The organism is Streptomyces nigra, assembly GCF_003074055.1.
Taxonomy (GTDB): domain Bacteria; phylum Actinomycetota; class Actinomycetes; order Streptomycetales; family Streptomycetaceae; genus Streptomyces; species Streptomyces nigra.
Genome location: NZ_CP029043.1, coordinates 7,248,867 through 7,269,864, shown reverse-complemented (window position 1 = coordinate 7,269,864; position 20,998 = coordinate 7,248,867). Strand labels below are relative to the sequence as shown.

Below are 20,998 nucleotides of genomic sequence, written 5' to 3'. Positions count from 1 at the left end.
CCGCGTTGCGGTGCTCTCATCCCAACGTCGCACGCGCGGCCGGACGCCGCATGGGTCGACCGGCCCCAGGTCGTATTTCGAAGGTCCCGTCCGGCTAAGGGCTGTCCCGCAATTCCCGGCGGGCGCGCGACGCCGCCGGCTACGACACCTCGCCGCGTTGTCGGATCGTCCGCATACATCCAGTATGCGGACGACCCTCCGCCTTGCGATGCACCGCATCCGACGCCGCGCGCCGATCCACCGGGAATGACGGGACAGCCCTTATCGGGCGAGAGGATCTCAGCACTTCATCTCGTGCGGCGCCACCAGTTCCCGCTGGGCGGTCTGCGCGACCCGGGAGAGCAGCACGCGCAGCTGCTCGGCGTCCCCGTCGGTGAGGTCGGCCAGCAGGCGGGCCTCGGCGGAGGCGAGGCTGCGGCGCACCTCGCCGAGACGGGCGCGGCCGGTCTCGGTCAGGACGACCTGACGCGCGCGCCGGTCGCGCGGGTCGGGCCGGCGCAGCACCAGATCCTGCGCTTCGAGGTCGTCGAGGAGGTACGTCATCACGGTCCGGTCCAGGCTGATGGCAGGGTCACCTACGCCTGGCCGACCGCCACCTGGTCCCAGTCCTTCACCACCTTCATCCCGGGCACCCGCACCGTCACCCTGGGCGCTCCTGGCACTGCCGGTGGGGTACGCGCCCGACCTGCCCCAGGTGTGGCAACCCGGCAACTTCGGCCACCCGAATGCTGCCGTGGACCCGACAAGCAGCTCGGAGACGGGTGATGGCACGCTTCCGCGTATGAACAGCGCGCCCGAAGTGACGTGCCGCACTCGGTCGAGGCGGCCCCTGTGGTTCTTCGTCGGTCTCGGCGTGGCCGGGCTGGTCCTGGCCGTGGTCCGGCTCGTGGGCACGGGCGGGGTTCCCGACCGGTGGGTCGCCGCCGGGGCCTGCGTGCTCGTGCCGATCGGCGTCGTGGGGATGTACGGCCTCGCCGTCCGGGTGCACGCCGACGCGCGCGGGCTGTCGTACCGGACGCTGCTGCGTCGCCGAAGCGTGGCGTGGGGCGATGTCGCCGATGTGCGGGTGCACGTCCAGTACGTGCGGAACGGCGAGCTGTACCGCGTGCACGTCGTCACACGTGGCGGGCGGACCCTGCGCCTCCCCCTGCCCTTCGGGACGGCCGCCGACGACCGGTCCGAGTTCGACGCCACCGTGGAGGCGCTGCGCGCGCTGCACCGCGAGCACGGCGCACCGGAGTCGGACCATCTCGCCGTGCTGACCAAGGGCACGGCCGGGCGCGGCCTCCGGCTCCCCGCCTTCCTCTGCGTCCTGTTCCTCGCCGGGGCGGTGCTGGCCGCGTGCTTCGTCCCGGTGGTGGCCGAGAAGAAGCTGGCGTGGACGTCGGCCGTCCCGTGTGCCGAGGAGTCGTCGGGGCGCGACGCGGACTGTCTGACGTACCTTCCGGCCGTGGTCGAGCGCACCGACGTGGCGCGGGGGAAGGGCCAGAGCTGGGTGTACTTCACCGGCGGGCGGCCGGTGGAGCGGGTCTCGGTGTCGAAGGAGGGGGCCTCAGGGTTCGACGAGGGTGACCGCGTCGAACTCACCGTCTGGCGGCGCCAGGTGCGGGAGATCGTCGGGGAGCACCATGCGTGGCGCGAGCACTTCCCCGCCGCCGGAGAGGTCACCGTGATCGCGGCGATGTCCGCGCTCATCGCCGCCTACCCGGCCGCCCTTGTCGTGCTGCGCCGGCGCGCGCGCCGGCGGCCCGCCGACGAGATGCTGCCGTCGCCGCTCCCGTTCGCCGGTGCCCTCGTCGGCACGGCCGTGTGGGCGCTGCCGTACTGCTACACCCATCCGACCCTCGCGCCCGGTTCGCCGGCCGGTGTCGCCTGGGCCGGCGCGGGCTCGCTGCTCTCGGTCGGTCTGTTCGCCCTGGCCTGGCGCGCCACCCGTATCCGTACGGCCGGTGCGGACGGCACACCGCATGCACCGGTGGACGCGGGAGCCGAGGACGTGTTCCTGCCCGCCCGGTTCCTGGAGGCCACCGAGTACAACCCGAACGGCTTCGGCACCCACATCGTCCTCGGGGGCGGTGAGCCCGCCGTACTCCCCCACGCCGGTCCGGGCCGGTTCGCGGCGCGTTCGATCCCGGTGGAGCGGCTCACCGTCCGGACCGTGCGCCGGCCCCGCGGCGGGGACGGCGACCTGGTGCCGAGGAGCTGGGACATCGCCGAACTGGACGACGCGGGCAGGCCGGTCCGCCTCGCGGCCGCCCCCACCGACCTGGCCCGCATCCTGAGCGCGTTCACCGCCGACGACACCCCCACGGTCGCCGCCGGTTCGGACGGCTGACGGAGGGCGGCCCTCCGTCAGCCGCACAGCCCCAGGCGCCGAGAACCCCTGTCGCTCACATTGGACTGGACCAAACCCGGTCCGATGTCTTGACAGGGGTTTTCCGCTGCTCCTTAAATTCACGGTGTGAAGTAACTCTGCATTCCCGCAGTAACCCCTGTTTTCCCCCACCCTCGTTCAGCGGTCGACGACTTCACAGCCCCCCACCTCCCGTCTGTCATGGGCACGCCACACAGCCCTCGGTCGTGGACGAGCCGCGAGCCGCCCCGCGCGACGACGACACAACAGGACGACGCATGCCTTCTCCCTCCCTCCCCAGGACCGCCCGCCGCGGCGCGGCCGGCGCGGCCGTGGCCGCCCTCCTCCTCACCCCGCTCACCGCCCTCCCCGCACACGCCGCCGCCCAGGCCACCGGGCAGATCACCGGCCTCGGCGGCAAGTGTCTGGACGTCGCCGGCGCGGCCACCGCCAACGGCACCGCCGTACAGCTCTACGACTGCAACGGCACCGGCGCCCAGCAGTGGAACGTCGGCTCCGACGGCACGATCCGCGCCCTCGGCAAGTGCCTGGACGTCGCGTCCGGCGGCACCGCCGACGGCACCCGGGTCCAGCTGTGGGACTGCAACGGCAGCGCCGCCCAGCGCTGGACCGTCACCGCCGCCCGCGACCTCGTCAATCCGCAGGCCGACAAGTGCCTCGACGCGAAGGGGGCGAGCTCCGCCAACGGCACCCCGGTGCAGCTCTGGACCTGCACCGGCGCCGCCCAGCAGAAGTGGACCGTGCCCACGGCCGACACCCCGGCCCCCGGACCGGGCGCGATGGCGGTCGCCCCGTACCTCTACAACGGCTGGGGCGACCCGCCGAGCCCGACGACCGTCATGAACGCGACCGGCGTCAAATGGTTCACCCTCGCGTTCATCCTCAGCAACGGGTACTGCAACCCGCAGTGGGACGGCGGCCGTCCGCTGACCGGCGGGGTGGACCAGCAGACGATCAACACCGTGCGGGGCGCCGGCGGCGACGTCATCCCGTCCTTCGGCGGCTGGAGCGGCAACAAGCTGGAGAGCTCCTGCGGCAGCGCGGGCGAGCTGGCCGCCGCCTACCAAAAGGTCATCAACGCCTACGGGCTGAAGGCGATCGACATCGACATCGAGGCCGCCGCCTACGACAGCCCGACCGTGCAGCAGCGCACCGTGGACGCCCTGAAGACCGTCAAGGCGAACAACCCCGGCATCAAGGTCTACGTCACCTTCGGCACCGGCCAGAACGGGCCCGACGGCAGCCTCATCGGCAGGGCCGCCGCCTCAGGGCTCACCGTGGACAGCTGGACCATCATGCCGTTCAACTTCGGCGGCGCCGGCCAGAACATGGGGCAGCTCACCGTCCGCGCGGCCGAGGGTCTGAAGACCGCCGTCAAGAACGCGTACGGCTACAGCGACGACCAGGCGTACCGGCACACCGGCATCTCGTCCATGAACGGAATCACGGACAACGACGAGACGGTGACCGTCGCCGACTTCCGCACGATCCTCGCCTACGCGCAGCAGCGGCATCTGGCGCGGCTGACGTTCTGGTCGGTCAACCGGGACCGGCCGTGCACGGGCGGCGGCGCGGACAGCTGCTCCGGGGTGGCCCAGCAGCCCTGGGAGTTCACCCGCGTCCTCGCCCAGTACGCCGGCTGATGGAAGGCCCACCCCGCCCCCCGACTCACGCCGCTCCCGCGGCAGGAGGAGCAGACATGCCCCCACGCACCCCACCCAGACGGCCTCACTTCGTCGCCCGGCTGCTGGCCCTGGTGGCTCTCGTCCTCGGGCTCACCGCCCCGGCGGGCTCCGCGTCCGCCGCTCCCGAGGCGGCGGCCCCGTTCAAGGTCATCGCCTTCTACAACGGCACCTGGGACGCCGCCCACATCGACTTCGTGAAGGAGGCCAACCAGTGGTTCCCGCAGGCGGGGGCCGAGAACGGCTTCACCTACCGGGCGACCACCGACTGGAACCTGCTGGCGAACGGCGGGGTGGACGAGTACCAGGTCGTCCTGTTCCTCGACGACGCGCCGCAGACGGCGGCCCAGCGGTCCGGGTTCGAACGGTATGTGCGCGGCGGCGGGGGCTGGATGGGCTTCCACGTCTCGGCGTTCACCACGAACGCGGGGTCCTGGCCCTGGTACTACAACTCATTCCTCGGCAGCGGGAACTTCAGGTCGAACACCTGGGGCCCCACCACCGCCGTCCTGCGCACCGAGGACCGTACGCACCCCGCGACCGCCGGTCTGCCCGGCACCTTCACCTCGGCCGTGAGCGAGTGGTACAGCTGGTCGAACGACCTGCGGGCCAACCCTGACATCAAGATCCTGGCCTCGGTCGATCCGAGCAGTTTCCCGCTGGGCACCGACCCGAACCAGTCCTGGTACAGCGGCTACTACCCGATCCTGTGGACCAACACCCAGTACCGGATGCTGTACGCGAACTTCGGGCACAACGCGATGAACTACGACACCAACACCCGGCTGTCGTCGACGTTCGCCAGCGCCACCCAGAACCGCTTCCTCCTCGACGGTCTGAAGTGGCTGGGCGGGGCCGGCGAGGGTCCCGCGCCCACCGACCCGATCTCCCCGACGGCCTGGTACGCGCTGAGCGACCGGGCCGCCGGGACCTGCGTCGACGCCCGGTCGGCGGCTACGGCCAACGGCACGCCCGTGCAGCAGTACACCTGCAACGGGACGCTCGCCCAGCAGTTCCAGTTCCGGCCCACCGACGGCGGCTACGCGCGGATCGCCATCCGGGGCAACCCGAACCAGGTCGTCGACGTCACCGGCGTCTCCACCGCCGACAACGCGCCCCTGCAGCTGTGGGCGTACGGCGGGGGCGGCAACCAGCAGTGGCTGCCGGTGCGCGAGGCGGACGGCGCCTACCACTTCACCGCCCGGCACAGCGGCAAGTGCCTGAGCACGAGTGGCGGTGCGGCCAACGGCGTGCAGCTGGTGCAGCGGCCGTGCGACGGGTCCGCCGCCCAGAGCTTCCGGCTCACCGCCCAGCCGTGACCCCGCGCCGTGGCGTCCCCCTCGAGGGGTCGCCACGGCCGTCCGGGTGAGCGTCTGCGGGCCGTACGGAAACGGGGCCGGTCGTCCACTGCCCGGCGGGCGCACGGGCGGCGATAATCGGCCGGTGAGCGGCTACGACCCCAGCGATGCCAGTGACACGTTGACCAGCCAGACCCGGGCGCGCTGGCGGACGTTCGTGCAGACCGAGACGGGCAGCGCCGCCCTGCTGCTCGCGGCGGTCGTGGTGGCCCTGCTCTGGGCCAACATGGACCCGCACTCGTACGAGGCGGCGTGGGGGGCGACCTTCACCATCGGTTTCGACACCTACCACCTCGCGCTCGACGTGCACGAGTGGATCAACGCCGGGCTGATGAGCCTGTTCTTCTTCGTGGTGGGGCTGGAGGCGCGCCGCGAGTTCGACATGGGGGACCTGCGGGACCGGCGCTGGGTGGTGCTGTGCGCGGTGGCCGGCCTGGGCAGCATGGTCGTACCCGCGCTGATCTACGTCGCGATCAACGCCGGTCATGACTCGGTGCACGGGTGGGGTACGGCGATGTCGACGGACACGGCGTTCGCCCTGGGCATCCTCGCGGTGTTCGGCCGCCGGCTGCCGGCCGCGCTGCGCGCCTTCATGCTGTCGATCTCCGTGGTGGACGACCTGGTGGCGCTGGTGGTGATCGCCGTCTTCTACAGCGAGGGCGTCGAGTTCATGGCGCTGCTGGTGGCGTTCGGCGGTCTGCTGGCCATCGTGGGGCTGCGTCTGGCGGGCGTCCGCAACGGCATCTACTGCGCCCTGATGTCGCTGGTCGTGTGGATCGCCCTGCACGAGGCGGGCGTCGACCCCGTCGTCACCGGGCTGGCCGTGGGCGCGCTGGTGGTCGCCTATCCGGCGCCGCGCAGCGACCTGGAGCGGGCGAGCCGGCTGTTCCGTTCGTTCCGTGAGCAGCCCACGCCGGAGCTGCAGCGCTCCGCCGTCCAGGGGCTCGCCGCCGCGATCTCACCCAACGAGCGGCTGGAGCAGAAGTTCCTGCCCTGGGTGAGCTACGGCATCGTGCCGCTGTTCGCGCTGGCCAACGCGGGCATCGAACTCAGCGGGCCGAAACTCGCCGACGCGTTCACCTCGCCAATCACGCTGGGCATCGTGGTGGGCTGCGCGGCGGGCAAGCTGATCGGGATCGTCGGCTCCATGGCGGGCGCGCGGCTGCTGACGCGCGGCATGCTGCGGCCCACCGTGGGCTGGGGTTCGGTCACCGCGGGCGGGGCCGTCGCCGGGGCGTCCTTCACGGTGTCCCTGCTGATCGCGGCGATCGCGTTCGAGGGAGAGGAGCTGGAGCAGGCGCAGATCGGCGTCCTCACCTCCCTCGTCGTGGCGTTCGCCCTGACCTGGCTGGTGTCCGGCGCGATCGGGCTGCTGCCGGAGGCCCTCAGGGCCCGCGCCCTGCTGGGCACGTCCGAGACACCGACGGATCTCGCGGTGGCCGTCGATCCCCGGCACGACCAGGTGCGCGGGCCCGAGCACGCGGCGGTGACCGTGGTCGAGTACGGCGACTTCGAGTGCCCCTACTGCGGACAGGCCGAGCGGGTGGTGCGCGAACTGCTGGGCTCGGACTCGGACATCCGCTATGTGTGGCGGCATCTCCCGCTCCCGGACGTCCATCCGCACGCCCAGCTGGCGGCCGAGGCCGCGGAGGCCGCCGCACGACAGGGCAGGTTCTGGGAGATGCACGACCTGTTGCTGCAGCGTCAGGACGCGCTCACCGGCCGGCATCTGCTGGCCTACGCCGAGGAGATCGGGCTCGACGTGAAGCGCTTCCGCGAGGACCTCGAGCGGCACCGGGGGGCGCGGCGGATCGCGGAGGACGTCGACTCGGCCGACCTGAGTGGAGTGTCGGGCACCCCCACCTTCTTCATCAATGGCCGGCGCCACCAGGGCGCCTACGACATCGAGGCCCTGACCCGCGCGGTCGAGCAGGCGCGGCAGCGGGTCCTGGCGGCGGAGACCTCCGGATGACACCCGCGGGACTGAGCGCCATCCGGTCCCTCAGCGGCTACAACTGTCGCGGCCCTTCGCGGGTCCAACCCGCACAGGCCACACAGGTGCGACCCCAGGGACAACACATGACGCACGGCAACCCGGCGGCCGTCGCCGCCGCCTCCTTCCTGCTCCTGACGGGCGCGGTGATCACCGCGGCCCCCGGCGCCCACGCGGGCACACCCGCCGGGACACACACCGTCGAGCGCGGCGCCGACTTCGACGGAGACGGGTACGACGACGTCCTCGTCGGGGCACCGACCGGGACGGACGGCAGCCGTGAGAACTCCGGCTACGTCACCGTCCAGTACGGCGGACCGCACGGCATCGGCACCGCCACCGGCGCCCGCGCGGCCCGTACGGCGGTCTTCGGGCAGAACACGCCCGGCGTGCCCGGGAGCGCCGAGTCCGGTGACGGCTTCGGCGCCGCCGTCGCGAGCGGGGACCTGAACGCCGACGGCTACGACGACGCGATCGTCGCCGTGCCCGGTGAGGACGTGGGCGGTGTGAGGGACGCGGGCCGGGCGACCGTCCTGTTCGGCTCGCGCACCGGGCTCAAGACGTCGGGCAGCGTCACGTTCGGGGCGGCCACGCCGGGCGCGGACGCCGGTTTCGGCCTGGCGGTGGCCGCCGCGCGGCTGAGCGGCGCCGCACCCGGTGACATGCTCGCCGTGGCCGACCGGCGGGGCGTGCATCTGTTCACCCACGCCGGTGGCGCGCTGCGGCCCGCGGGACGCCTCGACACGGTCGGCGCACCGGGCGACGAGAAGATCCAGCCGGCGTCGCTGACCACGGGCGACTACGACGCCGACGGCCACGCGGACCTGATCGTCGCCGGGCGCAGCCTGGAGGAGGACGGCCAGGGACGTTCGGCGGTCTACCGCGGCGGAGCCGGCGGCCTCATCCATGTCCGCGACCTCCCCGGTGGCCCGGCGACGGCCTCCGGGGACATCGACCACGACGGGTACGACGACCTGGTCGCGGGGCGGCCGGACCGGCTGGAGGACGAGTACGAACCGCTCACCGGCGGCTCCGTCCTGGTGTTCCTCGGCGGCCCGGACGCCTTCGCCGACCTGGACGAGTTCGGCCGGCCGGACCAGGTGTGGCTCCAGCGCGATCCGGGGGTGCCGGGCACTCCCGAACTCGGCGACGGCTTCGGCTACGACGTGTCGCTGGGCGACGCCGACGGGGACGGTTTCGCGGACCTCGCCATCGGTGTGCCCGGTGAGGACGTCGGCACCGTACGGGACGCGGGGACGGTCGTCGTCCTGCGCGGCTCGGCCCGGGGGCTGACCACGGCCGGTGCGGTCTCCTTCACACAGAACACCGCGAACGTGCCCGGCACGGTCGAGAAGGGCGACCGGTTCGGCGCTCAGGTCCGGTTCGTGGACACCGGCCGTGACGGGCGCGCCGCTCTGCTGGCCACGGCGCCCGGGGAGAACTCCGCCGACGGAGCGGCCTGGTATCTGCCGGGGACGGCGGCCGGCACGGTGGCCCGGGGGTCGTGGTCGTACGGTCCGCGTTCCCTGGCCGCGCCGCCCGCCGACGCCGGGTTCGGGACCGCCGTCGACGAGTGAGCGGAACTGCCCGTCAGGTCTTCAGGGGGTGGGCCTGGGCGATGAGCAGGGCCACGTCGTCGTGGTCGGAGGGCGTGCGCAGCGCGCGCAGCAGCCGTTCGCACCGGTCCTCCGGGTCGCTCGGCGGGCCTTGGAGCAGGCGCAGCAGGTGGGCGAGCCGTTCGTCGATGGGGTCGTCGCGGGTCTCGACGAGTCCGTCGGTGTAGAGCACGAGCTGGTCGCCGGGTTCGAGCGCGACGGTCGTGGTCTCGAAGGCGCCGCCGCCCACCCCGAGCGGGGTCCCCGAGGGCAGGTCGAGCAGTCTCGGCGGGCCTCCGTCGGGCACCAGCACGGGCGGCAGGTGCCCGGCGGACGCGATGTGCAACTGGTGCAGATACGGGTCGTAGACGGCGTAGGAGCAGGTGGCGAAGAAGGGGTCCAGGTCCTGGGTGATCTTGTCCAGGTGGGTGAGGATGCGGGCCGGGTCGAGGTCGAGGTCGGCGAGCGTGGACGTGGCGGTGCGCAGCCGGCCCATCGCGGTGGCCGCCGGGATGCCGCTGCCCATGACGTCGCCGACGGCGAGGGCGGTGCGGTCGCCGTCGAGGGGGATGATGTCGTACCAGTCGCCGCCGACCTCGCTGAACGCCTGGGCGGGCCGGTAGCGAGCGGCGATCTCCAGGCCGGGGTGGCGGGGTGAGAGCTGCGGGAGCAGGCTGCGCTGGAGGGTCTCGGCGGCGCTGCGGAAGTGCTGGTGCAGGATCGCGTTGTCGATGCTGAGCGCGGCGGCCGAGGCCAGCTCACAGGCGAGGGTGAGGTCGTCCTCGTCGAAGGGCCTGGGGTTGCGGGCCCGGGCCAGGCCCATGACGCCGATGACCTCGTCACGGGCGATCAGCGGCACCGCCATGTCGGTGTGGACTCCGGCCTCGGCGAGCAGCCGCGCGGCCTCGTCGTCTGCCGCGACCCGGATGAGGTCGGCCACCTCCAAATGCTGGATCAGCTGGGGTTCGCGGGTGCGGAAGCAGTGCGCCGCCGGATGGTCGGCGTGGTAGGTGGTGAGGTGGCCGGGCTGGATGATCGCCTCTGAGGCGTCGGTGGGGTAGGCGGTCTTGACCGCGAGGGCGCGGAAGAGCGGGAGGCCGTCGCCGGTGTCGGGCCGCCCCGGCTTGAGCAGGGAGTCGATGAGGTCGACGGCGACCATGTCGGCCAGGTCGGGAACGAGGACGTCGGCGAGTTCCTGCGCGGTCCGCTCGACCTCCAGGGTGGTGCCGATGCGGGCCGAGCCGTCGGCCATGATGCGCAGCCGCTGCTGCGCCCGCTCGGCGCGCTGCGCCGACTCGTAGCGGTCGGTGACGTCCACGATGACGGTGGCGATGCCCAGGATCTGCCCGCTGTGGTCCTCCAGGCGGTACAGGGAGACGGCCCAGGCGTGGTCGCTGTCCGGGTCGGCCCGGGTGCGTCCGACCACCTGCTGGTCGACCACGGGCCGGCCGGTCTCCAGGACCTCGTGCATCTGTGCCTCGGCGGCCGCGAACGGCTCGCCGGGCAGGATCTCGCGGAAGCCGCGGCCCACGTGGCCGGACTCGGGGACGCCGTGCATCCCGGCCAGGGCCGGGTTGACGGCCACGTAGCGCAGGTCGGTGTCCAGGACGGCGAGTCCGATGGGCGCCTGGGTGACGAGCTGGCTGGACAGGGCGACCTTGCGTTCGACCTGGCGCAGGGTCGCCCGGTCGGTGGCGAGTCCCAGCGCGTAGTGGTCCCCGATGTTGTCCGTCAGGCGCATGTTGCGGAACTCCACCACGCGGATGCCGCCGTCCTTGTGCCGCACGGGGAACGCACCCGCCCAGTCCTCGCCGGTCTCCATGACCCCGGCGAACAGTCTGACGGCCTCGGCGCGGTGCTCCGGGTCGACGAGCAGCCGGGCCGCGTACTGGCCGAGCGCCTCCTCACCGGTGTAGCCGAACAGCGCCTCGGCCTGGGGGCTCCACATGTCGATGCGGCCGTCGGCCTCGACGAGGACCGCGGCGACGCCGAGGAGGTCCATCAGCCCGCTCGCGCCGGAGGTGGCCTCCAGCGGGAAACCCGGCTGCCGTGGACGCTGCTTCCCTCGGCCCATCACACTCGCCCCTCTTCCCGTACCGTCGGCGTACCCCGGTCCGCACTCCGCCGATGACGGCGTTCTTCCCACAGGTCGGCGACCCGTTCACGATGCGGCAAGGGACATACGACGGCCAGGGGACTCGCCGGGACCGCGCGGTGCCGTCGGGCCTCCCTGAGGTCCGGCACGCGGTACACGACCCACACCATGAATCAACCCGTCGCCTCGGTCAGCACGTCACTTCTGCTTCCCATGGTCCGTCGAGGACCTCGCCGGGGCTCTCGGACCGGCCGTTTGCCTCGTCGTATGGGTGGTAACCCGGGCGGGCATGAGCGAATCGCCACGCCGTCCTCCGGGACGGAACCGTGTCCTGTCGTTGCTGGACCGTCTGGAGCGCGAGCCCGCGGCCGACCGGGTCGTGGACGCGCTGCGCACGGGGGTGCGGGCCCTGCCCCTGGGGCGTGCCCGGGATCTGCTGCACGGCCGGCCCCTGGGGCATCCGGTGCACCCGCTGCTGGTGCAGGTGCCCATCGGCAGCTGGCTGTCGGCGGCCGTGCTGGATCTGCGGCCCGGCCGGTCGCGGGAGTCCGGGCTGCTGATCGGGGTCGGGCTGGCCGCCGCGGGGCCCGCCGCGGTCGCCGGCTGGGTCGACTGGGCCGAGCTGCACCGCGAGCAGCAGCGCGTAGGCCTGGTCCACGCCCTGTCGAACATCGCGGCCGTCGGCCTGTACGCCACCTCGCTGACCTGTCGGCTGCGGGGCCGTGAGGCGGCGGGCCGGGCGTACGGCTTCCTCGGGCTGACGGCGGTCGGTGTCGGGGGCATGCTGGGCGGTCATCTGGCCTACCGGCAGGCGTCCGGCGCCAATCACGCGGAGGAGGTGCCGCACGTCGTCACCGAGGGCTGGCACCGGGTCGGGGCCGTCGCGGACTTCCCGGTCGGCGAGGCCGTGCGGCGCAGCGTCGACGACGTGCCGGTGCTCGTGGTGCGGGAGACGGGCGGGGAGGTCCACGCGCTGGCCGAGCGGTGCAGCCATCTCGCCGGGCCGCTCGCCGAGGGCACGATCGCCGACGGCTGTGTGCGGTGCCCGTGGCACGGCAGCGTGTTCCGCCTGTCGGACGGCTGGAACGTGAGCGGTCCGGCCACCGCCCCGCAGCCCTCCTTCGAGACCCGGATCATCGGCGGCCATGTCGAGGTGCGGCTGCGGCACCAGAACGGCGGGCGGCCCGCCCGCAGGCAGGTCACCCGTTCCGCGCGTCCGTAGGTAGGAGGAGGGTCAGCCGCCCTCCCCCATCGCCTTGCGGACCGTGTCCCGGGTGCGGTCCATGAGGGCCGCGACCGGGCCGAGGGCCAGCCGGCCATGTTCGCCGCGCCGGACTCCACGCCGGGGTACGGCCGGGTCGGCGCCATGGCCTCGGCGGCCTCGGCCATGGTGGCGAGCTGCCCGGGGTCGGCGCTGCGCCGGATGTGCGTGAACTCGTACCGTTCCTCGGCACGCGCGTGTCCGCCGGCACTCCGTCCGCCGAGCGTCGCGGGATGCCCACCACCTGACGCCGTCCGTCACCGGCGCCCGGGGAGTCCCTCCACCGCTGTGAGGGCTTCCAGGGCGCTTGCCTGGGTGCGCCAGTCGGCCGGGTTGGGGGCGGTGCCGGCCCAGCGCTGGCCCAGGCGGTTGAGGGGGTCCCGGTCCTTCGCCCAGATCGAGTCGGCCTGGCGGATGAGGTAGGCGCGGTGGGCGGCCGATCCGGTGGCGTCCGCGAAGTCGGCCAGGTGGCGCACGAAGATGCCCTTGAACTGCTTCTGGTTGTCGTCGCAGGACGCGGTGCCGAGGTCGCAGGACTCGGTGAGGACGCCGTCCCGGGTGAGCTGCGGGGAGGTGACGGCCGCGTCGGCGAGCCGCCGGGCGGTGTCGAGGTGGCGGCGCTCGCCGGTGCCGCGCCACAGCTGGGTGAAGGCCCCGATGGCCAGGCCCTGGTTGTAGCTCCACACGGTCTGGCCGTTGTTGGCGCAGCCCGCCGTGAGACCGTCGTTGACGAGTCCGGCCGCGTTGATCATCCCGCTGTCGAGGTACCAGTCGGCGGCCGTCGCCGACCGGCCGCCCCAGAGGGTGTCGCCCGGCAGTCGCTGGTGCAGGGCGGCCGTCAGCCACAGGTACAGCCCGTTGGTGACGGCGTTCTTGTAGGTGCGCTCCCGGTCCCACCACACGCCTCCGCCGCAGGTGCGCGGGTCCCAGTACTCGTGCACGTACGACGTGATGGTGACGGCCTCGTCCAGGTAGCGCCGCTCGCGGGTGAGGTCGTACGCCGTCAGCCAGGCGACCGCCCACCAGGCGGCGTCGTCGATGGCGCGGCTGATGAAGTGCCCCTCGACGGGGTCGGAGCCGCGCGCGCCGGCCGGGAAGGCGCCCTTGTTCTGCTCGTAGGTGCGGGCGATGGCCCAGTCGTAGTCGTGCCGGCCCGTGCGGCGCGCGAACTCGGCCACCGTGGTCACGGCGACCGCCGAGTTCCACCAGCTGCTGCGCCACCAGCCCTCGTCGGTCCGGTACGACGCCATCAGGGCGTCCGCCGCAGCCCTGGCCCGGGTCGGGGCGGGCCGCGCCCACGCCGTGCAGGCGCCCTCCTGGCGGTCGGCCGCCCGCCCGCAGGCCCGGACCGCCCCGCCGTACAGCAGGCCGCGCGGGTCGCGGGTCGCGACCATGACGGTGTGTGTGCCGGACGCGCCGGCCGGTACGGACGTACGGCCCAGGGAGGAGCCCTCGGGCCAGGTCGCGCCGCCGTCCCAGGAGCGGTCCAGCCAGACCTCGTCACCGGCGCCGCCCCGCCCGATCGTCGCCCAGGCCATGCCGCGCGCCTGGTCGACGTGCAGGTCGATGGCGCGTCCGAAGAGGGTGGCCGCCGGCACGGGCCGGTCGTCGCCGGACGCCCCGGCGGGGTCGTCGCCGTCGCAGGACGAGCCGTCGCACACGGTCGGGTACACCCAGTCGGTGCAGGTGACGGCCGCCGCGTCGCCGCAGGCGCGGATCCAGCCGCGGCGGTGCCCGACCGGGTCGGTGAGGTTGTACATGAGGGTGCGGGTGCCGGTCCACGTCCCGGGCACGGTCGCCTTGCCGAGCAGGGGTTCCCAGGTGGCGCCGCGGTCCCAGGAGCGGTCGAGCCATACGGCGTCGCCCGGGGTCGCCCGGTCGATGCTGGCCCAGGCCATGGAGTCCGGGTCGGAGACGTGCAGCCGCAGCAGGCGCCCGTTGATGACGCGGTCGCCGACCGGGAAGGTGTCCTCCCTGGCCTTCGACGGGTCGAGGGTGTCGCAGGACAGGGCGCACACCGGTACCGGGGCAGCGTGCGCCGGGGTGGGGCGGGCCGTCAGGCCGGCGGCGGCGACGGCCAGGGCGACGAGCCCGCCGAACAGGCTGCGCATCCGTATCGGCATGACGTCCCGCTCCTGTTCCCCGCACCACTGGAACTGTGTCATGGCCACGACAGCACCGTCCGGCCCCCTTGTCCAGGGTGCGTGTCAGCCCACGCCGTCCCCGCCGGGCCGCCGGGCCGCCGCGGCCACCGGCGGAGCGGAGCCGTCGGACTGCTGCAGCTCCGCGAGGAGCTGGTTGCGGCCGGCCAGCAGCTCCGTGAGGATGCGCCGGGCGGCCCGCAGCAGCTCGGCCACGTCACCGCCGGCGAGCGCGTAGCTGACGGTCGAACCCTCCCGGATGGACACCACGATGCCCGCGCGCCGCAGGACGGCCAACTGCTGCGACAGGCTGGAGGGTTCGATCTCGATGTCGGCGAGCAGGTCCCGTACCTGGACCGGGCCGTGCTGCAGCAGCTCCAGCACCCTGATGCGCGCCGGGTGCCCGAGCATACGGAAGAACTCCGCCTTGGCTTGATAAAGGGGAACGTGCATCACGCTCTTCCTGCCGGTCCGTCAGTACGTCTCCCATGACGCGGCGGACCGGAGGGTCCGGACGCGCCATGGGGGTCCCGCTCATCCTGCTCTTCCCGGGCGGCGGGCGTTCACGAAGTGCGGCCCTCTCCATGTGATGACTTGAAGAAGTCTTCAACTTGTGGGCGCACGGCGGCCCGGAAACGGCCGAAGAGTCAGACCTCGAGTTGTTCCTCGAGCCGCTTGAGCTGGTGGCGGGCCATCGCGAGGTTCGATCGGGCCTTGTCCAGGACGAGGTAGAGGAACAGGCCGTTGCCGCCCCGGCCGCCGATCAGCCGGATGACGTGGTACTGGTGGCTGAGCGTGATCAGGATGTCCTCGACGTCGCCCTTGAGGCCGAGGTGCTCCATGGTCCGCACCTTGGCGCGGATGACGTCCGTGTTGCCGGCGGCGGCGACGTTGAGGTCCAGGTCCTTCCCCCCGCCCAGTGTGCCGAGGGCCATACCGCTGGTGTAGTCGACCACGGCCGCGCCCAGCGCCCCCTCGATCCCCGCCATCATCTCCTTCAGTGTGACTTCCACGTTCGCCATCGGCGCCTCCCCTTGTCGGTGCGTTCGGCGGGCGCCGGTCCCGGGCCCGCGAACGGCACCGTAGGCCGATCCGAGGGGGCCGGGGGGCGGCCTGTGCGGGAACGACACCGACCGATCGGAAGATATGAAGAACGCATCGGTGAACGATCACGCCTGACCGGCGGGTGCCCGTCCCGGTGGCCGTCCTGGACGCCGGGCCGGAGCCTTCCTGGTCACGGCGGCCCGCGCGGGACGCAGGGGGCTCGCGGGGTTCCTGAGACGGGGGATATGTCCGGCACAGCCGGGTACTCGGCGCCGGATCCCACGGCAGCCGGCTCTTGACGCCGGCGGGCCTCAGCCCGGCGGAAGCAGAGGACGATAGCGATGAGCCAGCCCAACCCCCTCAAGCGGGCGGCGGACAAGGTCACGGAAGCCGTCCAGGGCGACGGCAAGGGCCCCGAGGACGGGATTCCCGGCAAGCCGGCCCCGCAGTCCCCGACGCTCGCGGAGCCGACCGAGCCGATCGAGCCCCTGCCGCCGAAGCCCGACCAGAGCGGGCCGGACACCATGTCCCCCACCGGTCAGGCGACGGGAGCGGCACGGGCGCGCATGGCGCAGTCGGGGGCCTGTCTGACGGACGCCCAGGGTGTCCGCCGGTACGACACCGACCACTCGCTCAAGGCGGGCGCGCGCGGACCGGTCCTGCTCCAGGACCACCATCTGCGCGAGAAGGTCATGCACTTCGACCACGAGCGCATCCCGGAGCGGGTCGTGCACGCCCGTGGCGCGGCGGCGCACGGTGTCTTCACGAGCTACGGCACCGCGTCCTCCGTGACGAAGGCGGCGTTCCTGGCACCGGGCGTGGAGACGCCGGTGTTCGTGCGCTTCTCCACCGTCCTGGGCTCCCGCGGCTCCGCGGACACGGTGCGCGACACGCGGGGCTTCGCGACGAAGTTCTACACCGAGGAGGGCGTCTTCGACCTCGTCGGCAACAACATGCCGGTCTTCTTCATCCAGGACGCCATCAAGTTCCCGGACATCATCCACGCAGGCAAGCCGCACCCGGACCGGGAGATCCCGCAGGCGCAGAGCGCGCACGACACCTTCTGGGACTTCGTCACCCTGCACACCGAGGCCACCCACCACACGCTGTGGAACATGTCCGACCGGGGCATCCCGCGGTCGTACCGGATGATGGAGGGCTTCGGCGTCCACACGTTCCGGCTGGTCGCCGAGGACGGTTCCACGACGCTGGTGAAGTTCCACTGGAAGCCGAAGCTCGGGGTGCACTCGCTGGTGTGGGAGGAGGCGCAGCTCGCCGGCGGTGTCGACCCGGACTTCCACCGCCGTGACCTCGCCGACGCCATCGAGGCGGGCGCGTATCCGGAGTGGGAGCTGGGCATCCAGACCTTCCCCGACACCCCCGACCAGATGTTCGAGGGCATCGATCTGCTGGACGCGACCAACATCGTGCCGGAGGAGCTGGCCCCCGTGCAGCCGATCGGGCGGCTCACACTGAACCGCAACCCGTCGAACTTCTTCGCCGAGACCGAGCAGGTCGCCTTCCACGTCGGTCATCTGGTCCCCGGCATCGACATCACCGACGACCCGCTGCTCGCCGGGCGGCTGTTCTCGTACCTGGACACCCAGATCACCCGGCTGGGCGGCCCGAACTTCGCGCAGATCCCGATCAACCGGCCGCACGCGCCGGTCAACGACATGCACCGCGACGGCTTCCACCAGGACGCCGTCCACCGCGGGGTCGCCCCGTACCGGCCCAACTCCCTCGACGGGGGCTGCCCGTTCCTCGCCGGGGCGGACAACGGCGCGTACATCGAGACTCCGGTGCGGGTGCCGGAGGGGACCAAGGTCCGCGAGGCGCCCGAGTCGTTCTCCGACCACTTCAGCCAGCCGCGCCGGTTCTGGCTCAGCATGAGCGCGGTCGAGCAGGAGCACATCGTCGGCGCCTACACCTTCGAGCTCGGCAAGTGCTACGAGCAGGCCGTCAAGGAACGGGCGTTGCTGGTGCTGGCCAACATCGACGCCGGTCTGTGCGCCCGGGTAGCCGAGGGCCTGGGCCTGCCGGCGCCCGAGGCGACCGTGCCGTTCGCCGACGTCGACCCGAGTCCGGCGCTGTCCCAGGTCGGGCAGGTGTGGCCGACGGAGGGCCGGCTCGTCGGTATCGTCACCGCCGACGGCGGCGATCTGGACGGCGTACGGGCGGTGCGGGAGGCGGTGCTCGGCGCGGACATGGTGCCGCTGGTCGTCGCCCCCACCGGCGGCATGCTGGGCACCGGCGACGACGCCGTCACCGTGCAGCGGACGTTCGTGACCGCGCGGTCCGTCGAGTTCGACGCGGTACTGGTGGCGGGCGCAGCGGCGGCGGGCGGCGACGCGTACGGCTCCCGTGACGCCAAGGCACTGCCCTCCGGGCCCCCGGCGGGCACGGACCCCCGCGTGGTCCAGCTGCTGGCCGAAGCCTTCCGGCACGGCAAGGCGATCGGTGCGTGGGCGGGCGGCGAGGCGGCCCTGGAGGCGGCCGGTGTCCCCGTCGACGCGCCGGGTGTGGTGGTCGGCGCCGACGGAGCGGCCACGCTGGAGCGGGTGCGGGAACTGATGGGCGCGCACCGCGTCTGGGAGCGGTTCACCACGACCGTCTGAGTCACTCGGCGGGCGGGCCGGTGGACGCCCGACAGCGAAGGGCGAGGAGATCCGTCTCCTCGCCCTTCTCAAGGTATAGCCCACATGGGGGCTTGCGGCAAGGCCCCCATGAGGGCGCAGAATCGGCGGCCGTTGCCACTGCCTGCGGAAATGAGGGCTCGACGTGCTTGTGGTGTGGTCGGCGTACGAACGGTCGCTTGTGCCGTGCGGGACGACCGAGGCGGAGGTGGCGTGGTGACCGAGCCCCTTGTGGTGGACCTTCGGGACGTCGACGCGACGCGGATCGCCGACGTCGGCGGCAAGGGCGCCCACCTGGGCGAGCTGTCCCGGATCGACGGCGTCCGGGTGCCCGACGGGTTCTGTGTGACGACGCACGCCTTCCGTCGGGTCGTCGCCGCGTCGCCGGAGGTCGGTGAACTGCTCGACCGGCTGTCCCTCGTGGACGGCAAGGACGCGGCCGGTGACCTCGCCGTACGGCTGCGCCGGGCCGTCGAGGAGACACCGCTGCCGGACGAGGTGGCGGCGGCGATCACCGGCGCGCTCGCCCGCCACGGTGAGCGGTCCGCGTACGCGGTGCGGTCCAGCGCGACGGCCGAGGACCTGCCGACCGCCTCCTTCGCGGGCCAGCAGGACACGTATCTGAACGTGGTGGGCGCGGAGGAGGTCCTGCGGCACATCAGCCGCTGCTGGGCCTCGCTCTTCACCGAGCGGGCCGTGACCTATCGCGGACGCCAGGGCCTCGACCACCGCACGGTCCATATGGCCGTGGTCGTGCAGCACATGGTGGTGCCGCGGGCGTCCGGCATCCTGTTCACGGCCGACCCGGTGACGGGCGACCGCCGCACGGCGACCGTCGACGCCGGGTTCGGCCTCGGCGAGGCCCTGGTCTCCGGACTGGTCAACCCGGACGTGCTCACGGTGCGCGACGGCGAGGTCGTCACCCGCACGATCGCCGCGAAGCAGCGCGCGCTGGAGGCCCTGCCGGGCGGCGGGACGCGGGAGACGACCGTCGATGAACAGCAGGCACGCGAACCGGCCCTGACGGATGATCAGGCCGTCCGGCTGGTCGCTCTCGGGCGGCGGATCGAGGCGCATTTCGGGAGCCCGCAGGACATCGAGTGGTGTCTGGCCGACGACGGCTTCCACATCGTGCAGAGCCGGCCCGTCACCACCCTGTTCCCCGTCCCCGAGCGGGACGACGACACCTTCCGCGTCTACGTCTCCGTCGGTCACCAGCAGATGATGACCGACCCCATGAAGGCGCTGGGGCTCTCGGTGTGGCGGATGGTGGCCATGGCGCCGATGCATGAGGCGGGCGGGCGGCTGTTCGTCGACGCGACCGCCCGGCTGGCCGCGCCCGCGAGCCGGGCCGCCCTCCTCGACGTCATCGGCAAGGGCGATCCGCTGACCCGGGACGCGCTGGAAACCGTCCTGGAGGACGCGGAGTTCGCGCCGGCGCCGCCCGGCGGGGCGGGCCCCGGTGGCCCGCCACCCGGGGACGGGCCCGCCCCGATCGAGACCGATCCGGGCATCGTCACCGAGCTGATCGAGCGCAGCCGGCGGTCCGTCGCCGCGCTGGAGCGGGACATCCGCGCGAAGACCGGCCCCGCGCTGTTCGACTTCCTGCGGGAGGCCTTCGAGGAGCACAAGCGGGTCCTCGGCGATCCGCTGAGCATGCGCGTGATCATGGCGGGCATGGAGGCCACCTGGTGGCTGAACGACCGGCTGGAGGAGTGGCTCGGGGAGAAGAACGCGGCCGACACGCTCACCCTGTCCGCCCCGGACAACGTGACCTCCGAGATGGGCCTGGCGCTGCTCGACGTCGCCGACGTCGTCCGCCCGCACCCGGAGGTGGTCGCATTCCTGCGGGGCGTCGAGCACGACGACTTCCTGGACGAACTGCCGAAGCTCCCCGGAGGCACCGAGGTGCGGGACGCCTTCGAGTCGTACCTCGACCGGTACGGCATGCGCTGTGTCGGCGAGATCGACATCACACGGCCCCGCTGGCGCGAGCACCCGAGCGCGCTCGTGCCCGTCGTCCTCGACCACGTCCGCGGTTTCGAGCCGGGGGCCGCCGCCCGCCGCTTCGAGAAGGGCCGCCGGAAGGCCGAGGCGAAGGAGCACGAGGTGCTGGCCCGGCTGCGGGCCCTGCCCGACGGGGAGAGCAGGGCCGAGGAGACCCGGCGGATGATCGAGCGGGTCCGGACCTTCATCGGCTACCGGGAATACCCGAAGTACGGCATCGTCGCCCGTCTCTTCGTCTACAAGCAGGCGCTGCTGCGGGAGGCCGACCGCCTCGTGCGGTCCGGAACCCTCGCCGACCGCGAGGACGTCTTCCACCTCACCTTCGCCGAGTTCGAGGAGGCCGTACGTACTGGCAGGGTCGACCAGGGGCTGGTACGGCGCCGTGCGGAGGCCTTCCGGTCGTACCGGGCGCTCACCCCGCCCCGGGTGCTCACCTCGGACGGTGTGGCCCTCACGGGGGCGTACCGGCGGGACGACGTGCCGCCCGGGGCCCTGGCCGGTCTGGCGGTGTCGGCCGGGACGGTCGAGGGGCGGGCCCGTGTGGTCCTCGACATGGCGGACGCCGATCTCGCTCCGGGCGACATCCTGGTCACGCCGTTCACGGATCCCAGCTGGTCACCGCTGTTCGTGGGGATCGCGGGCCTGGTGACGGAGGTGGGCGGGCTGATGACGCACGGCGCGGTGATCGCCCGGGAGTACGGCCTGCCGGCCGTGGTCGGGGTGGAGGGCGCCACCCGGCTGATCCGGGACGGGCAGCGGATCCGGGTGCACGGGACGGACGGCTATGTCGAGCTTCTGTCCTGACAGCGACG

General features: G+C 72.8%; 13 protein-coding genes and 1 pseudogene. 8 read left to right on the top strand and 6 right to left on the bottom strand.

Going from position 1 to position 20,998, the window contains the following annotated elements; genetic code table 11:
* Window positions 1-279: 279 nt before the first annotated feature.
* Window positions 280-546 carry a transcriptional regulator gene (locus DC008_RS33410; RefSeq protein ID WP_388237620.1) on the bottom strand — a complete coding sequence of 89 codons (267 nt, stop codon included), beginning with the start codon at window positions 544-546 and terminating at the stop codon, window positions 280-282.
* 235 nt (window positions 547-781) lie between these two features.
* Between DC008_RS33410 and DC008_RS33405 the strand changes: the two genes are divergently transcribed.
* The 5 genes from DC008_RS33405 (at window position 782) to DC008_RS33385 (ending at window position 8,984) form a co-directional block, all read left to right on the top strand.
* Window positions 782-2,335, top strand: coding sequence for a PH domain-containing protein (locus tag DC008_RS33405; RefSeq protein ID WP_108710216.1), 1,554 nt, complete (start codon window positions 782-784; stop codon window positions 2,333-2,335).
* Between the two features lie 296 nt (window positions 2,336-2,631).
* A complete protein-coding gene (locus DC008_RS33400; RefSeq protein ID WP_108710215.1) occupies window positions 2,632-4,017 on the top strand; it encodes a chitinase in 1,386 nt (461 codons plus the stop codon).
* Window positions 4,018-4,073: 56 nt separating this feature from the next.
* Window positions 4,074-5,375, top strand: coding sequence for a ThuA domain-containing protein (locus tag DC008_RS33395; protein ID WP_108710214.1), 1,302 nt, complete (start codon window positions 4,074-4,076; stop codon window positions 5,373-5,375).
* Window positions 5,376-5,499: 124 nt separating this feature from the next.
* Window positions 5,500-7,386 (top strand): Na+/H+ antiporter NhaA, encoded by a 1,887-nt coding sequence (locus tag DC008_RS33390; RefSeq protein WP_108710213.1) that lies wholly within the window; start codon window positions 5,500-5,502, stop codon window positions 7,384-7,386.
* Window positions 7,387-7,493: 107 nt separating this feature from the next.
* Window positions 7,494-8,984: a VCBS repeat-containing protein gene (locus tag DC008_RS33385; protein WP_108710212.1), complete on the top strand. Its 1,491-nt coding sequence runs from the start codon at window positions 7,494-7,496 to the stop codon at window positions 8,982-8,984.
* Window positions 8,985-8,997: 13 nt separating this feature from the next.
* On the opposite strand, the gene DC008_RS33380 is transcribed toward DC008_RS33385, so the two are convergent.
* A complete protein-coding gene (locus DC008_RS33380; RefSeq protein ID WP_108710211.1) occupies window positions 8,998-11,076 on the bottom strand; it encodes a SpoIIE family protein phosphatase in 2,079 nt (692 codons plus the stop codon).
* A 310-nt stretch (window positions 11,077-11,386) separates the two neighbouring features.
* On the opposite strand from DC008_RS33380, the gene DC008_RS33375 reads away from it, so the two are divergent.
* On the top strand, window positions 11,387-12,319 hold the full coding sequence (locus DC008_RS33375) for a Rieske (2Fe-2S) protein (RefSeq protein ID WP_108710210.1): 933 nt from the start codon (window positions 11,387-11,389) through the stop codon (window positions 12,317-12,319).
* A 12-nt stretch (window positions 12,320-12,331) separates the two neighbouring features.
* On the opposite strand, the pseudogene DC008_RS36140 reads toward DC008_RS33375, so the two are convergent.
* The 4 genes and pseudogenes from DC008_RS36140 to DC008_RS33355 all read right to left on the bottom strand — a co-directional run.
* Window positions 12,332-12,558 (bottom strand): annotated as a pseudogene (locus DC008_RS36140) (hemerythrin domain-containing protein); the annotation flags it as partial.
* Window positions 12,559-12,615: 57 nt separating this feature from the next.
* Window positions 12,616-14,469, bottom strand: a complete 1,854-nt coding sequence (locus DC008_RS33365; protein WP_388237915.1) for a glycoside hydrolase family 76 protein — start codon at window positions 14,467-14,469, stop codon at window positions 12,616-12,618.
* Window positions 14,470-14,565: 96 nt separating this feature from the next.
* Complete coding sequence (locus DC008_RS33360; RefSeq protein WP_108710208.1) at window positions 14,566-14,952, bottom strand: ArsR/SmtB family transcription factor; 387 nt, start codon at window positions 14,950-14,952, stop codon at window positions 14,566-14,568.
* A 194-nt stretch (window positions 14,953-15,146) separates the two neighbouring features.
* Complete coding sequence (locus DC008_RS33355; protein ID WP_108710207.1) at window positions 15,147-15,521, bottom strand: roadblock/LC7 domain-containing protein; 375 nt, start codon at window positions 15,519-15,521, stop codon at window positions 15,147-15,149.
* A gap of 363 nt (window positions 15,522-15,884) precedes the next feature.
* Here DC008_RS33355 and DC008_RS33350 point away from each other — a divergent pair, with 363 nt between their 5' ends.
* Both DC008_RS33350 and rph read left to right on the top strand, forming a co-directional pair.
* Window positions 15,885-18,161 carry a catalase gene (locus DC008_RS33350; protein ID WP_108710206.1) on the top strand — a complete coding sequence of 759 codons (2,277 nt, stop codon included), beginning with the start codon at window positions 15,885-15,887 and terminating at the stop codon, window positions 18,159-18,161.
* A 234-nt stretch (window positions 18,162-18,395) separates the two neighbouring features.
* Window positions 18,396-20,990, top strand: a complete 2,595-nt coding sequence (gene rph, locus DC008_RS33345; protein ID WP_108710982.1) for a rifamycin-inactivating phosphotransferase — start codon at window positions 18,396-18,398, stop codon at window positions 20,988-20,990.
* Window positions 20,991-20,998 lie beyond the last annotated feature (8 nt).

Bases quoted from the DNA above. Each gene is read 5' to 3' on its own strand.
- DC008_RS33405 (WP_108710216.1), top strand. From the start codon at position 782: ATGAACAGCGCGCCCGAAGTGACGTGCCGCACTCGGTCGAGGCGGCCC.
- DC008_RS33400 (WP_108710215.1), top strand. From the start codon at position 2,632: ATGCCTTCTCCCTCCCTCCCCAGGACCGCCCGCCGCGGCGCGGCCGGC.
- DC008_RS33395 (WP_108710214.1), top strand. From the start codon at position 4,074: ATGCCCCCACGCACCCCACCCAGACGGCCTCACTTCGTCGCCCGGCTG.
- DC008_RS33385 (WP_108710212.1), top strand. From the start codon at position 7,494: ATGACGCACGGCAACCCGGCGGCCGTCGCCGCCGCCTCCTTCCTGCTC.
- DC008_RS33380 (WP_108710211.1), bottom strand. From the start codon at position 11,076: ATGGGCCGAGGGAAGCAGCGTCCACGGCAGCCGGGTTTCCCGCTGGAG.
- DC008_RS33375 (WP_108710210.1), top strand. From the start codon at position 11,387: ATGAGCGAATCGCCACGCCGTCCTCCGGGACGGAACCGTGTCCTGTCG.
- DC008_RS33365 (WP_388237915.1), bottom strand. From the start codon at position 14,469: ATGCGCAGCCTGTTCGGCGGGCTCGTCGCCCTGGCCGTCGCCGCCGCC.
- DC008_RS33360 (WP_108710208.1), bottom strand. From the start codon at position 14,952: ATGCACGTTCCCCTTTATCAAGCCAAGGCGGAGTTCTTCCGTATGCTC.
- DC008_RS33355 (WP_108710207.1), bottom strand. From the start codon at position 15,521: ATGGCGAACGTGGAAGTCACACTGAAGGAGATGATGGCGGGGATCGAG.
- DC008_RS33350 (WP_108710206.1), top strand. From the start codon at position 15,885: ATGAGCCAGCCCAACCCCCTCAAGCGGGCGGCGGACAAGGTCACGGAA.